We start from the raw sequence: 13090 nt of genomic DNA, 5'->3' as shown, positions 1-13090 counted from the left end.
CAGGCCCCATGGACTGGCCACGGCCATGGATTCAGCGCCATCAGAATCCGAGGGACACCAGTAGTCGAACGGCCACGATACTCCTATCAGGCCTTCGGCAGCGTCACCCCTCGCTGGCCCTGGTATTTGCCACCACGATCCATGTAGGACACCGCGCACTCTTCATCGGACTCCAGGAACAGCATCTGCGCCACGCCTTCGTTGGCGTAGATTCTCGCCGGCAAGGTGGTGGTGTTGGAAAACTCCAGCGTCACGTGCCCTTCCCATTCCGGTTCCAGTGGCGTCACGTTGACGATGATGCCGCAGCGGGCGTAGGTGGATTTGCCCAGGCAGATGGTCAGCACATTACGGGGAATGCGGAAATACTCCACGGTGCGGGCCAGAGCAAAGGAGTTGGGCGGAATGATGCAGTAGTCGCCCTTGATGTCGACGAAGCTCTTCTCATCGAAATGCTTGGGGTCCACCGTGGCCGAATGGATGTTGGTGAAAACCTTGAATTCGTCGGCGCAGCGCACGTCGTAGCCATAACTGGACACGCCATAGGAAATCAGCTTGTTGCCCTCGCCGTCGACGCGCACCTGCTCGGCCTCGAACGGTTCGATCATGCCCTGCTCGCGGGCCATGCGGGAGATCCAGCGATCGGATTTAATACTCATGACAAGCCTTGTCCAGTGATAGGGTGAATCGACCAATGGTACAGAAGGAGTCCCTCCGGCCTCAATGCCGGGTAACCACTAATGCTGGGTGACGACTTTCGGAAACCCGCGTTTGCCTTCCTCGGTGAGCGACAACCGCGCCGCCAGGCGCCGGGCCGCCGCCCGGTACAGCGCGGCCTCCGGGCTGTCCGGTTCCGCCGCCACGGTGGGCCGGCCGGCGTCGGCCTGCTCGCGGATCTTCAGTGACAACGGCAACGCTCCCAGCACCTCGGTGTGGTAACGGTCCGCCAGCCGGCGCGCGCCGCCTTCACCGAACACATGCTCCTGGTGGCCGCACTGACTGCACACATGCACCGCCATGTTCTCGATGATACCCAATACCCGCACGTCCACCTTACGGAACATCTCCACCCCCTTGGTGGCGTCCAGCAAGGCAATGTCCTGGGGAGTGGTCACCACCACGGCGCCGGCCACCGGCACTTTCTGGGCCAGCGTCAGCACAATATCACCGGTGCCCGGCGGCAGATCGACAATCAGATAATCCAGTTGGTGCCACAGTGTCTGCTGCATCATTTGCGTCAGCGCGCCGCTGGCCTTGGGACCACGCCACACCACCGGCGTCTGCTCGGTGATCAGGTAGCCCATGGACATGCTTTGCAGGCCGAGGGCCTCCACCGGCACGAAGCGATTGCCATCGCGAACCTGTGGCCGCGTGCCCTCCGGCAACCCCAGCATCAGCGGCTGGCTGGGACCGAAGATATCGGCGTCGAGAATGCCCACCCGGGCGCCTTCCCGGCTCAGCGCCAGAGCCAGATTCACCGCGGTGGTGGATTTGCCCACCCCGCCCTTGCCGGACGCCACCGCGATCACATTGGTCACCTGAGCCATGGCCGGCATGCCGCCTTGGGCGCGGTGCGGCTTGATCGCCACGGTCACCGCCAGCAGCAAACGACGGCCTTCGATCACCGCTGCCACCGCGGTACGAATACGCTCGCGCAGCGCCGGCAGCACCGAGGCACAGGGATAGCCCAGGGTAATCTCCAGCCGCACCTGATCCTGATCCACCTGTATCGCCGACAGGGTGCCGGCGCTGATCAGGTCGGTTTGCAAATCGTCCGGGATCAAATCGCCAAGAACCTGTCTAACCGCCTGTTCGACTTCCGCCATGGGACCTCCTGCTGATGAATCAGGAATGATAAAGTTCCCCGGCAACACAACCAAGGTCGCAACCGGAATTACCTCATAACCAATGAATAAGGGAGTATCACAATGCGCAACAAACCGGCTCTTTTTGTCGTCGCTCTGGCCGTGCTGGGGTTGAGCGCCTGCGGCACGGACAGCGGCACCACCAACGGAGAGCGCGACACCATCACGGTGTCCGGCGAGGGCAAGGTCAGCGGTCAGCCGGATATTTTCAATCTGCAGGCCACCGCCCGGGAGACCGGCGATGACATCGCCACCATGAAGGATCGCGTGGACGATCAGGTCAAGGCCATGCTGGATCTGGCCGATTCCCTGGATATTGATGAGAAGGACGTCACCGCCACCGATATTCGCGTCACGCCGCAGTGGCAGTACCAGCCGGAACGCAAGCTGATTGGCCATGAAGTGGCGCGGGAAGTGCGCTTCCAGGTCAACGGCATCGAAGTCTATGCGGAACTGGCCGACGGCCTGACCAAACTGGGACTGAAGGACATTTCCCCGGCCGGCACCGATATCAGCAACGCCGCCGAGCTGAACCAGCAGGCACTGGAAACGGCGGTGGAAGACGCCCGCGCCAAGGCCGAGATTGTCGCCAAGGCGGCGGACCGCAAGCTGGGTCCGGCGATTACCATCAATGTGCAGGGCCAGAGCCATCCGGCACCGATGATGCGTGCCGCCATGGCCAAGGGCGCGGTGCAGGAGAGCTATCGCCCCGGTGAGCAGGAGCTGAGTGCTCAGGTGATGGTCACCTTCCAACTGCGCTGATCGATACCCCACCGACGCCAACGCCGCCCCGCAAGGTGGCGTTGGCGCAATTCCCCGCGACCATGCCGATCAGCGCGGCCGGTCACCGATGATAGTGGCCCGCATCATGCGACGCACCGCCGGGAAATAGTCCTGAATAGCGTAGTGCTGGGTTGAACGGTTATCCCAGAACGCAATGGTATTCGGCCGCCAGCGCAGGCGAATCTGATATTCCGGGGCCGCCGCCTGTCGATACAGGTACTGCAGCAGGTCCATCTCTCCGAGCCGGAAATCAAACCCCATCCGCATCTCCGCCACCTGGTTGTAATTGGCCAGATGAGTAACGAACGCCTCGTTAACGTAAAGAATCTTCTCGCCGCTTTCCGGATGGGTTCTGACCACCGGGTGCGTTGCCGGCGGGAACTTATGGCGGTTTATTTCACGCTCTTGCGGCGTCATTCGCGCGCCGAATGCCGGCATCACGTCATGTACCGCGTACAGTGCGACCAGCCTTTCCTTCACATCCTCCGGTAAATTGTCATAAGCGGCGGCCATGTTCACCCACAGGGTATCACCCCCCACTTCAGGGCATTCAATACACCGCAGCATCGAGCCCATCGAAGGACATTCCCGCCAGGACACGTCGGTGTGAAAAATGTTCTCCCGGGCCCGGACCTGCTGGTCACCGCCAAGCAGCACCAATTCAGGATGGTCAGGGTGATGATTAAACACCGGGTGCACTTCCAGTTCGCCGAAGCGACCCGCCAACCGCACGTGTTGCGCCGGCGTGATGTCCTGGTCGCGAAACACCAGTAATTTATGGCGGATCAGCGCCGCCCGCATTGCTTTGCAGGTGACATCATCCAGTGGTTGCCGCAAGTCGATGCCCTCGATCTCGACACCGATGGTGGGGGACAGCGGTTTGATTCGAAACGGCGGATGTTCTTGTTCGGGTGTCTCTTCCCCCATTCCAACCTCGGGGGCTGCCGTTGAAAGGCTCATGGACGGTCTCCTTGACGATCTCCGCGTGAATGCCGGCCGGAAGCCGCCAATGGCGGAGCCCGGCTCTCAAATTCAATGTATTGACTGGCCTCCTAATGCGTCCAATGCATAATATGCGTTTCATCATTGTGTTTTATGCAATACACCCTTGAGAATCAGGGCCATGAATCTGCGCCGACTTTCCCATGTGGTCGCCCTGGCCGACGAGTTGCACTTCGCCCGTGCCTCGGCCCGTGCGCATTTGAGCCAATCCGCTTTCAGCCGCAGCATTCAGGCGGTGGAACAGGAACTTGGCCTGCGACTGTTCGATCGGGACACGGACGGTGTTCGGGTTACTCCGGCCGGGCGGTTGGTTATCGAGAGGGCGCGTAAACTGCTGTTTGACGCACGCAGTCTGCAATGGGAGGTGGCTCTCTACCGGGATAGTCAGTTGGGGGATACCGCTTTCGGCGTGGGGGCGATGGTTTCGGCCACCATGCTGGCACCGGTCCTGAGCGAATTGCGGCGCGGCCACCCTCTGGCGACATTCCGCATCGAACAAAGTCACACCACCCAGTTACTGACCCATTTGCAGGGCGAGGAGATTGAATTCTTCATCGCCGATATCAGCCATCTGAGAGCGGGGCCATCCCTTGAGATAACCCCCCTGCCCCACCGCGATGTTCGCTTCTATGTCCGTTCCGGTCACCCTCTGGCGAACAGGGACAATCCCCTCTCCGATGTGTGGCGATATGGGCTCGGCTCCGTCAGTGTCTCATCGCAAACCCGCGCCCGCTTCCTTGAACAACTGCCGCCGCAGGCCGGGCAAAGTCCCGCCCTGGCCCTGGAATGCGACGACTTCGCGGTGCTGCGATCGATCACCCTGGCCACCGACACGGTGCTCATCGCCACCGAGGCGGCCGTTGCCGAGGACCTGCGGGACGGGACCCTGGTTCCGCTGCAAGTAAGAGACGCCCCCGCGATGCAGGCTTCATTCGGTATCGTCGCCCTGCGCGATCGCACACCGTCCCCCATGGCCCGGCGCATCATGACGCTGATCCTGGCCCAGGAATAGAGCCCTCACCGGCGCCACCGGAGCACGGTCAGGGGCTGCCCGCCAGGCCGCCGCGCCGCGAAACACCATGCCATCGGTCAATGTCACTTTTTACGCTATTGTCCGACAATCCGGAACCAATGGCGCCGGAAGAGACGGCTACACTGAATCGCAATCCGGTTGTGCTAATGCTGAATTGGCGTAACCGCGAAAACGCCCAACAATAAACATTTCCGGCCCGCCGATGGGCCGGTAGCAAGATCGGCGGCCCAACCTCGGGCCGGTCGTCAGCCAGGGAGATCCGCATGAATCGGACGCTCAAGCAGCTCGAGCGCGACATCGCCAACGCCACCTCCTATCAGGCGTGGATGGAAGCCAGTCTGGAACACGACCGGATATCCGGTGCCGACGAATGGAAGGGTATCGACCGCTCCCCTCACTACGATTACGAACTGATCCGAAACCGGCTCTGGCAGATCCGCCAGGCCCGCGAGCGGCACAATGTCAACAAACTGGTATTTCATCTCCACGAAGGCCTGCACGGCAACCTCGGCAACATTTCCAACCCGGCGCTGTATCGCCACAGCCGGGTTGGCACCAAACATCTGATCGAGCGTTACCTGGACGAAGTCTGCGCCGCGCTGAACTATCTGTGCGACGAGTCCTTCGAGCAATTCGGCCTGAAGCAGAAACTGGATTTCTTCGAAACCACCGGCCAGGCGTTCGGCCAAAGCGGCCTGATGCTGTCCGGCGGCGCCGCCCTCGGACTGTTCCATGTGGGCGTGGTGAAAAGCCTGTGGGAACAGGGCCTGTTACCGTGCGTGATCTCCGGCTCCAGCGCCGGCAGTATCGTGGCGGCGGGGGCCGGTACCCACAGCAATGACGAGTTGGCGGAAAAACTGCGCCCGGAAAATCTCTACCTGGAGGCGTTCCGCGCCGCCGGCTGGAAGGGCCTGGTACGCGGCACCCCGGTACTGGATGGTGATCACCTGGAAGCCTGTCTGGAAGAGAACATTCCCGACCTCACCTTCGAGGAGGCCTACCGCAAGACCGGACGCGAGATCAACATCACCGTCAGCCCCTATGACCGTAACCAGCACAGTCGGCTGCTGAACTGGCGCACCTCGCCCAATGTCCTGATTCGCAAGGCATCCCTGGCCAGTTGCGCGATCCCCGGCATTTATCCCCCGGTGAGCCTGTGGGCCAAGAACATCGATGGTGAGCGCGTGCCTTATATCCCCGGGCGCAAATTCGTTGACGGCTCGATCCAGGATGACCTGCCGGTGCGGCGTCTGGCCCGCCTGTTCGGCGTCAATCATTCCATCGTCAGCCAGACCAATCCCCACGTGGTACCGTTCCTGTCGCGCAGCGAGAGCACCGACTCCAGCTTCAGCACCCTGGCCGATTGGGGCGTGCGCAATCTGTCCATGAACCTGAATTACGCATTGGAACTGGCGCAGCGGCGGGTGCGTTCCAACGATCTGGGACTGCTGATCAGCAAAGCACAGAATGTGGTCAAGCAACGCTACATCGGCGACATCAACCTGATTCCGCCGCGTCAGCCGCTGAATCTGCTGCGCATACTGCGTAATCCCAGCATGGACGACGTGCGCAATTTCATCAGCCTGGGCGAACGCACCAGTTGGCCGAAGCTGGACATGATCAACAACTCCACCCGCATCAGCCGGACCTTCCTGGCCTGCCGACAGCGGCTGGACCAACTGGAGGAACGCACGCTCAACCGACTGCAGGTGGCATACTCTCCCGACGATCCGGAGCACCGCCGCGCCGCCGCCAGCGATCTGTCGCACTAGCGCCGGTTCACACTAATAAGCGTGGAGAAGATGCTTAGCGCAATTCCGTCTTGCCGCCCCCCTTTAAAGCGTCATCGTGAACCTCTATGTTCTCTGGAGTTATAAGCGAGCTTAGCTTTCAGCCCTATCACTATCCGCCAATATAACAAGGAGGCGTAGCATGGCATTGCAATTAGGTGACATCGCACCGGATTTTCAGCAGGACTCCACCGACGGTCCGATTTCCTTCCATCAATGGGCCGGGGACAATTGGGTGGTACTGTTTTCCCATCCCAAGGATTTCACCCCGGTGTGCACCACCGAGCTGGGGGAAGTGGCCCGGCTGAAGCCGGAATTCGAGAAACGCAACGCCAAGGTTATCGGTCTGTCCGTGGACCCGCTCGACGATCACAACGCCTGGTGCGGTGACATCGAGGAAACCCAGGGGCAGGCCCTGAACTTCCCGCTGCTGGCCGACGCCGACCGTAAGGTCGCCGACCTGTATGGCATGATCCACCCCAACGCCAACGACACCCTGACCGTGCGTAGCGTGTTCGTCATCGACCCGAACAAGAAGATCCGTCTCACCATCACCTACCCGGCCAGCACCGGCCGTAATTTCGACGAGATTCTGCGGGTCATCGACAGTCTGCAGCTCACCGACGGCTACAAAGTGGCGACCCCGGTGAACTGGAACGACGGCGATGACGTCATCATCGTTCCCTCACTCAGCAACGAGGACGCGCAAAAGCTGTTCCCCGAAGGCTGGGATGAGAAGAAACCCTACCTGCGGATGGTCAAGCAACCGAAAACCAGTTGAACCGTTCCGCCCTCTGTCAGAGCGGCGGCCTGCACAGCCGAAGTCCGCGAAAAATACGGGCTTCGGCTTTTTAATGGTTCATCGCTCGCCAGCAGGCTGGCTCCCACAGCGACATCAAAGCCCTTCCATGCCAGCGACCGGAAAAGCGCTGGCGCCAGCCCCTCACCTCGAAGCGGAGCTGTGTTACGCCTTTGCGGAACCTGCTTCACGACGTTCCCGCAAAGGCGTAACACGGCTACGCTGTCCCTGATGGAGGGCATTTCCAAATCCCGCCAAACCGCGATGAACCTTTTTAATGGGCTTGTAATCCTCCGCCATGATCAACAAACCCTGGCCCTCACCATGGTAAGCTGACTTTCTCATTGGGCACGGCACCAGACCAGAATGGATCTCTCCGACACTTTCACCCGGGATGAACTTCAGCAACTGCGCGATCACGATATCGTGATCTGGGCCGACCGCGTCATCTTCGAAGCGCAGCCCCCCGTTAGTGAGGATGCGTTGCGGGATATCCGCCAGCGAATCCGCGGCACCCTGCCCGACGCTCTGCTGTCGCTCTGGCGACTCACCGCCGGCGGCCGTCTGGACTACGACCTGCGCTTGACCATGCACGGCAATCAGGAAGCGATTTCCTGGACCGAGCTGTTCTACCACGACAGCGATGGCTATCGTGATCTACCCGGCTGGATCGAGCATGAACAGGCGCTCGCGGAAGAAGCCTGCGAGGCTGGTGGGCGTGATTGGGACGGCAAAATCGGCGCTCTGCCCATCGGCGGCTTCGAATACTGCGACCGCATCTATGTGGTCACCGACCAGCACGCCCTGGATTACGGCCACGCTCTGGCTTGGAAAATGGGCTTGCCGCCAGCCTGGCGCCACGCCATGCACGAGGACGGACTGGCCACCATCGCACCGACTCTGCGGGAGGCTTTCCAATGCCTCGGACTGGAAAAAGATCCGGTCTCCGACGACAGCGCCGATACCGGTCTGGAATTCTTGGAGTATCTGGACTGCCGCAGGCAGGATCACGGCCTGCCCGACGCTCTGGCCGACAAGATAGTCGACTTTTACCGGCAAGCCGTGCTGGATTGGCGGGGCGCGCTCGAAGCCGGCACCCTGAGCAACAATCCTCTTCTTGCCACACTGGCTCTGAGTCACGCCATTCAACAGGACGATGCCGCCCTGCTCACGCAATTACTCGACGGCGGCATCACGGCGGATATCCCGCTTCGCGGCGATATGAGCCCGCTCTCCCTGGCTGTCATCAACAATGCCTGGTCAGCCTTTCAGGCCCTGCTTGACCGTGATCCGCCGCTCCCCGAACGGCTGCTGGACGACGTAAATGGTCCTGTTCCCAGGGCGTTGGTGGCCCGTGTGCTGACCCACCCGGATCAGGCCTCGGTACAGGCAGCGCTACGCTGCGTCCTGCATGGAGTCCCCGACAGTGCCCACTGCATAACGGAACAGCTGTCCGTACAGCAGCGCGCCACCCTGCCGGAACAAAAACAAACACTGTTGGCGTCATTGCGCACGAGTTTGGAAAAGGTGAGACAGGGCAAACTCGCGCACTACCTGGGTGAAGACGGGCTGCGCCTGCAAATCAAGCGGCTGGGGGCCTTCCGGCATTGACCAGCGTCAGGGAGCGTAAGCAACCCAGCCCTTGAAGGTAAACCCGGCGTAGAACAGCTCGGTTCCTTTGAAACCTGCTTCCCTGAGGAGCGCCTCTTCCTGCTCTGGAGCAAGCAAGGGCAACCGGACGCCAATGGCTTCGATGGCTCTTTCGGCGTCGGCTCCGGCTACCCCGGACGACGCCGCGAACGCAGCGTAACGCTTCAGCCAACGCCGTTTCTCATCCTCGTCCTGGGGAAAACTGTGATGGGCCACCACCAACGGCGCGCCGGGTTTCAAGCGGCGCCGCAGCGCTCCGAGCGTGTGGCGGCGCTGCTCCATCGATAGAAAGTGCAGCGTCAACAAGCAGGTGGCGCCGTCGAAGGCCAGGTCCGGCGCCTGGTCGATGTAACCTTCGAGAAGTTCCACGCGGTCCGCAAGCGGGCCCAGCGTATCCGACGCCAGCTCCAGCATCCGCGCCGAGGGATCAACGCCCAGAAAGCGCCATCCGGACCGGGATTGCGCGAATGCCTTCAATTCCAGGCCGCCACCGGCGCCCAACACCAGAACATGCCCCTGTTCGGGAACACGCTCCGCCAGCAGCAACTCCGCCATTTTCTGCAGCGCGAGGAAACCCGGCACCTGCCTGACCGGGCCATCAGCGTACCGGGCAACGGAACCGGGATTGGAAAAAGAGGACACAGGAGATTCCATTGCCACCGTTTCGCCTTATCGTAACTTCAATTGTTACCATAAGGAAGGCAAACATGGAAAAGAGAGAATAAGGCGCAGCAGTTCGGCCAGAACCGCCAGACGTGCAACTAAAGGGTCTTATGCACCACGTCGATCGGCGTCCACTCACCACAACCCGCAATCATCCCATCGCCCTGGGCATTGAGCTTCCTCAGGCAGATCGCGGCTTTCCTCTCCTTACCGTCGATCAACATCACCGTGAACTTGTCCAGCGTGACCGCGCTCAGATCATTACCGCCACAACCGGCGAGCAAGAAGAGCACCGCTACTCCCCAGAACCACTTCCTCATATCGCGCCCTTTATCCGTTGGTTTCATGAGTCGCATTCCAGAAAGAAAGGATACCGCATCCTGACACGGCTCGTTCCATCCTATCGGTGGCGGGAGGGGGTATTCGCGGCGGGAGAAGGAGGTTTGGAGCGGGTGAAGGGAATCGAACCCTCGTCGTAAGCTTGGGAAGCTTCTGCTCTACCATTGAGCTACACCCGCTTCCGTGAAACGGCAATATAGTTAACGCCTTATGCCATGTCCACTGTCCCGCGGCATTTTCGTACGGCGTCATCAATTCTGGATGGAGGAGCGATACAGCGCCCATTCCTCGACGACACGACCATCCGGCAGATGGCAGTAGCCAACCTGGCCATTCTGCTCGTCGCGGATTTCCAGTTCGCCTCCCACTTGCTCACAGTATTGCGAAGCAGGATTAGCCATACCGGTGGGCCCAGCCGAGTCATCCTGTTCCGTGGTGTTGGACATACAAGCGCTCAGGGGAAATATCAGAGCAATAGCGAATCGATGGTACATACCACATTCCCATGGAATCCATGCCAGGGTCAGCATGCTTGCCGTGGGAGACGGATGCAACAGACCAGCGTGGACAGGCGCCTTTAAACCGCACCGACAGCTCAGGACAGGGCACGACAGGCCCTGTCGGAAGCCCGGGACCGGAGCAGACCGGAGACAAGGAGGTCAGGCGGAAACCTGGCTATGCCGCGGTTCCGGCCGCAGGAACGCCAGCACCGCCATGTACACCAAAGCGAACGGCGGCACCAGGGACATGAACAGGCCCAGCACGGCGGCAAGAATCGGCGCGCGAACTTTCTTGCGTGCCAGAAAATAGGAAATCACTGCACAGAGCACAGCCCAGGCGATCGCCATCTGCCCCAGCAGGGTGGTACTGATATCCATCATTAGCCTCTACCTTTTGTTATCGAATAGTATCGGTTTCGGTGTCGCTCTCCACGGGGGGTGGCACTCCGGTTTGTAGCTCCCGGCCTTCCCCGATCCGTAAACAGACTTGATCCAACATCAGGGAGCGGCGATCAAAAATCAACCCCTTTTTTGGGTTCATCGTAGATTAGTGGGGGCCGATCTTACCTTCCATCAGGGACCTCGGAAGGCCACCCGGGCTCCCGATGGAAACCCATATTCCCGTTATTCCGCGATGAACCTGAATAAAGCCTCTGACATTTTGGACCCGGGGCCCGAATCGCCCTATCCTAAGAGCCTGGATGACAGAACAACGCAGGACACGTCCTGAACCCATGAGGTAACGACCATGACGTCTTCCCGGCCCGGTGCCGGGCGTTCCTCCGATGAAGATTCTGCTCTGGTGGATCCGTCCCCCCGTTACGGTTATCTGGAATACAGCCCCCACGCAGTGTCCGGCGATCAGCCGCTTGCCGCCGAAGTGGCGGTGGCGATCAGCTATAACGGCATCAATCACGCGGTAATGATGGCGACCCCGAACGATGTGGAGGATTTTGTTACCGGCTTCACGCTGACCGAGGGCGTGGTGGATAGCCCCCTGGCGATCCGCGACATCGATCCGACACCACTGGAAGACGCGATCCAGGTTGAAGTGACTTTAAGCAGCCGAGCCTTAAGCGCCTTCAAACACCAGCGCCGCAACCGGGCGGGCAGCGGCGGCTGCGGCCTGTGCGGGGTGGAGGCCCTGGATCAAGCCTTACCCCGGTTGCCCGAGCGGGACGCCGCGCCACTGCCACCACTGGTCCACCTGACGGGATTACGTGAACGCTTCCAGGCGAGACAAGTTCTCGCCCGCGACAGCGGCGCCATGCACGCGGCGGTTTATGTGGATGGCGCCGGTAAAACGCGTCTGTGCCGCGAGGACATCGGCCGTCATAACGCCCTGGATAAGCTGATCGGCGCCTGCGTCCGCGCGGGCCTGGATCCGGCCAGCGGTTTTTTGGCCATCACCAGCCGTTGCGGTCTGGAATTGATCCACAAAGCAGTGCGCGCCGGTGCCGGCACCCTGGTGAGTCTGTCCGCGCCATCATCGCTGAGCGTGCGGCAGGCGCGCAGCAGCCGGCTGAACCTGATTCATCAACCCCGCCGCGGCGCTCCCCGATTGTTCAGCCCGCCCCCCAGCGAGCAAAACGGGCACAAGCACCTGGACTAAAAGGCTTACGGGCCCAGAATTTTTTCCAGCGCCCGGCCACCTGTTCCGCGTCCTTGTCAGCCAATCACCATGGGCAGGCAGCCATAGTCCTACACGTATTTCAGCCTGGACCTGCATCCCCGGCCCGCCCCTTCTTCTACACTGGCTCCGTCAATGGATGACCAGGAGGAACAAGGATGTCCCGCCCAATTTTGTACTTCATCGGCACGTTACTGATCGCCACCACTCTGGTAATGGCCGCCGCGGCCCGGGCGGCGAAAGCACCGGCGCTGATGCTGGCGAATACTTATGAAGAAGGCATTGATCTGAGCAACTACTGGGTCAGCGAGAAGCTGGATGGCGTGCGCGCTTACTGGGATGGGCAGCGGTTTTTGTCGCGCAACGGAAATGTGATCGATACCCCGCCCGGCTTTACCGAAGGCTTTCCCGACCAACCGCTGGACGGCGAGTTATGGATGGGGCGCGGCACCTTCAGTCAGTTGGTCGGGATACTCAACCGTCGCACGCCACCCGCGGAACCCTGGCGACATATCTATTTCATGGCGTTTGATCTGCCCTCGTCCGCGGGTCCGTTCGACCAGCGGCTGCCGCGACTGCGCGAACTGATTGACGATGCCGCCCTGCCCCACCTGTACCTGGTCGACCAGCGCCGGGGACACGACCACGCCACGCTGATGCGCGATCTGGAGCAGGTGGTGGCGGCGGGCGGAGAAGGCCTGATGCTGCATCGCGGCGGCGCGCCTTACCGGGGCGAACGCAATGACAATCTGCTCAAGGTAAAGCCCTATCTGGACGCGGAAGCGGAAGTGGTCGCGGTGATCCCCGGCGAAGGCAAGTACACCGGAATGATGGGGGCGCTGCTGGTGAAAACGCCCGGCGGGCGTCATTTCCGTCTGGGCACCGGTTTCAGCGATGCGCTGCGGGCTCGCCCTCCGGCCATTGGCAGCGTCGTCACCTACAAATACCACGGCCACACTCGTCATGGCCTGCCCCGGTTCGCCAGCTTTCTGCGCCTGCGCGAAGAAGGCCCGGGCTTTACACGCTCCCCGCCCTAGGC

14 protein-coding genes and 1 tRNA gene are annotated in these 13090 nt (G+C 61.0%); 7 read left to right on the top strand and 8 right to left on the bottom strand.

The window, feature by feature from the left end; all coding sequences use genetic code 11:
- Window positions 1-86 precede the first annotated feature (86 nt).
- Window positions 87-656: a dCTP deaminase gene (gene dcd / locus A6D6_RS06215; RefSeq protein ID WP_133493305.1), complete on the bottom strand. Its 570-nt coding sequence runs from the start codon at window positions 654-656 to the stop codon at window positions 87-89.
- A gap of 78 nt (window positions 657-734) precedes the next feature.
- On the bottom strand, window positions 735-1823 hold the full coding sequence (apbC, locus tag A6D6_RS06210) for an iron-sulfur cluster carrier protein ApbC (protein ID WP_159660229.1): 1089 nt from the start codon (window positions 1821-1823) through the stop codon (window positions 735-737).
- 102 nt (window positions 1824-1925) lie between these two features.
- On the opposite strand from apbC, the gene A6D6_RS06205 reads away from it, so the two are divergent.
- Window positions 1926-2624: an SIMPL domain-containing protein gene (locus A6D6_RS06205; RefSeq protein ID WP_133493303.1), complete on the top strand. Its 699-nt coding sequence runs from the start codon at window positions 1926-1928 to the stop codon at window positions 2622-2624.
- A 69-nt stretch (window positions 2625-2693) separates the two neighbouring features.
- On the opposite strand, the gene A6D6_RS06200 is transcribed toward A6D6_RS06205, so the two are convergent.
- Window positions 2694-3605 carry a TauD/TfdA dioxygenase family protein gene (locus A6D6_RS06200; RefSeq protein ID WP_201303709.1) on the bottom strand — a complete coding sequence of 304 codons (912 nt, stop codon included), beginning with the start codon at window positions 3603-3605 and terminating at the stop codon, window positions 2694-2696.
- Between the two features lie 163 nt (window positions 3606-3768).
- On the opposite strand from A6D6_RS06200, the gene A6D6_RS06195 reads away from it, so the two are divergent.
- The 4 genes from A6D6_RS06195 to A6D6_RS06180 all read left to right on the top strand — a co-directional run bounded on the left by A6D6_RS06195 (window position 3769) and on the right by A6D6_RS06180 (window position 8880).
- On the top strand, window positions 3769-4659 hold the full coding sequence (locus A6D6_RS06195) for a LysR family transcriptional regulator (protein WP_133493302.1): 891 nt from the start codon (window positions 3769-3771) through the stop codon (window positions 4657-4659).
- Between the two features lie 284 nt (window positions 4660-4943).
- On the top strand, window positions 4944-6452 hold the full coding sequence (locus tag A6D6_RS06190; protein ID WP_159660228.1) for a DUF3336 domain-containing protein: 1509 nt from the start codon (window positions 4944-4946) through the stop codon (window positions 6450-6452).
- A gap of 160 nt (window positions 6453-6612) precedes the next feature.
- Window positions 6613-7251, top strand: a complete 639-nt coding sequence (locus A6D6_RS06185) for a peroxiredoxin (protein ID WP_133493300.1) — start codon at window positions 6613-6615, stop codon at window positions 7249-7251.
- A 384-nt stretch (window positions 7252-7635) separates the two neighbouring features.
- Window positions 7636-8880 (top strand): SMI1/KNR4 family protein, encoded by a 1245-nt coding sequence (locus tag A6D6_RS06180; protein WP_159660227.1) that lies wholly within the window; start codon window positions 7636-7638, stop codon window positions 8878-8880.
- A 6-nt stretch (window positions 8881-8886) separates the two neighbouring features.
- Here A6D6_RS06180 and A6D6_RS06175 read toward each other — a convergent pair whose 3' ends face one another.
- The 5 genes from A6D6_RS06175 to A6D6_RS06155 all read right to left on the bottom strand — a co-directional run bounded on the left by A6D6_RS06175 (window position 8887) and on the right by A6D6_RS06155 (window position 10802).
- Entirely contained in the window at window positions 8887-9561 is a 675-nt protein-coding gene (locus tag A6D6_RS06175) for a class I SAM-dependent methyltransferase (RefSeq protein ID WP_133493298.1), read from the bottom strand.
- 119 nt (window positions 9562-9680) lie between these two features.
- Entirely contained in the window at window positions 9681-9929 is a 249-nt protein-coding gene (locus A6D6_RS06170; protein ID WP_159660226.1) for a hypothetical protein, read from the bottom strand.
- Between the two features lie 97 nt (window positions 9930-10026).
- Window positions 10027-10100 (bottom strand) — tRNA-Gly (locus tag A6D6_RS06165).
- 72 nt (window positions 10101-10172) lie between these two features.
- Window positions 10173-10415 (bottom strand): putative hemolysin, encoded by a 243-nt coding sequence (locus tag A6D6_RS06160; RefSeq protein ID WP_133493296.1) that lies wholly within the window; start codon window positions 10413-10415, stop codon window positions 10173-10175.
- Window positions 10416-10580: 165 nt separating this feature from the next.
- Window positions 10581-10802 (bottom strand): hypothetical protein, encoded by a 222-nt coding sequence (locus tag A6D6_RS06155; RefSeq protein WP_063140744.1) that lies wholly within the window; start codon window positions 10800-10802, stop codon window positions 10581-10583.
- A gap of 367 nt (window positions 10803-11169) precedes the next feature.
- On the opposite strand from A6D6_RS06155, the gene fdhD reads away from it, so the two are divergent.
- Together fdhD and A6D6_RS06145 are read left to right on the top strand one after the other, a co-directional pair.
- Complete coding sequence (fdhD, locus tag A6D6_RS06150; protein WP_159660225.1) at window positions 11170-12033, top strand: formate dehydrogenase accessory sulfurtransferase FdhD; 864 nt, start codon at window positions 11170-11172, stop codon at window positions 12031-12033.
- A 176-nt stretch (window positions 12034-12209) separates the two neighbouring features.
- On the top strand, window positions 12210-13088 hold the full coding sequence (locus tag A6D6_RS06145) for a DNA ligase (protein ID WP_133493294.1): 879 nt from the start codon (window positions 12210-12212) through the stop codon (window positions 13086-13088).
- The last annotated feature ends 2 nt before the right edge of the window (window positions 13089-13090 follow it).

The organism is Alcanivorax xiamenensis, from assembly GCF_009846745.1.
Lineage (GTDB): Bacteria > Pseudomonadota > Gammaproteobacteria > Pseudomonadales > Alcanivoracaceae > Alloalcanivorax > Alloalcanivorax xiamenensis.
The sequence above is the reverse complement of the archived record's forward strand: the minus strand, read 5'-3'. Positions and strand labels throughout refer to the sequence as shown.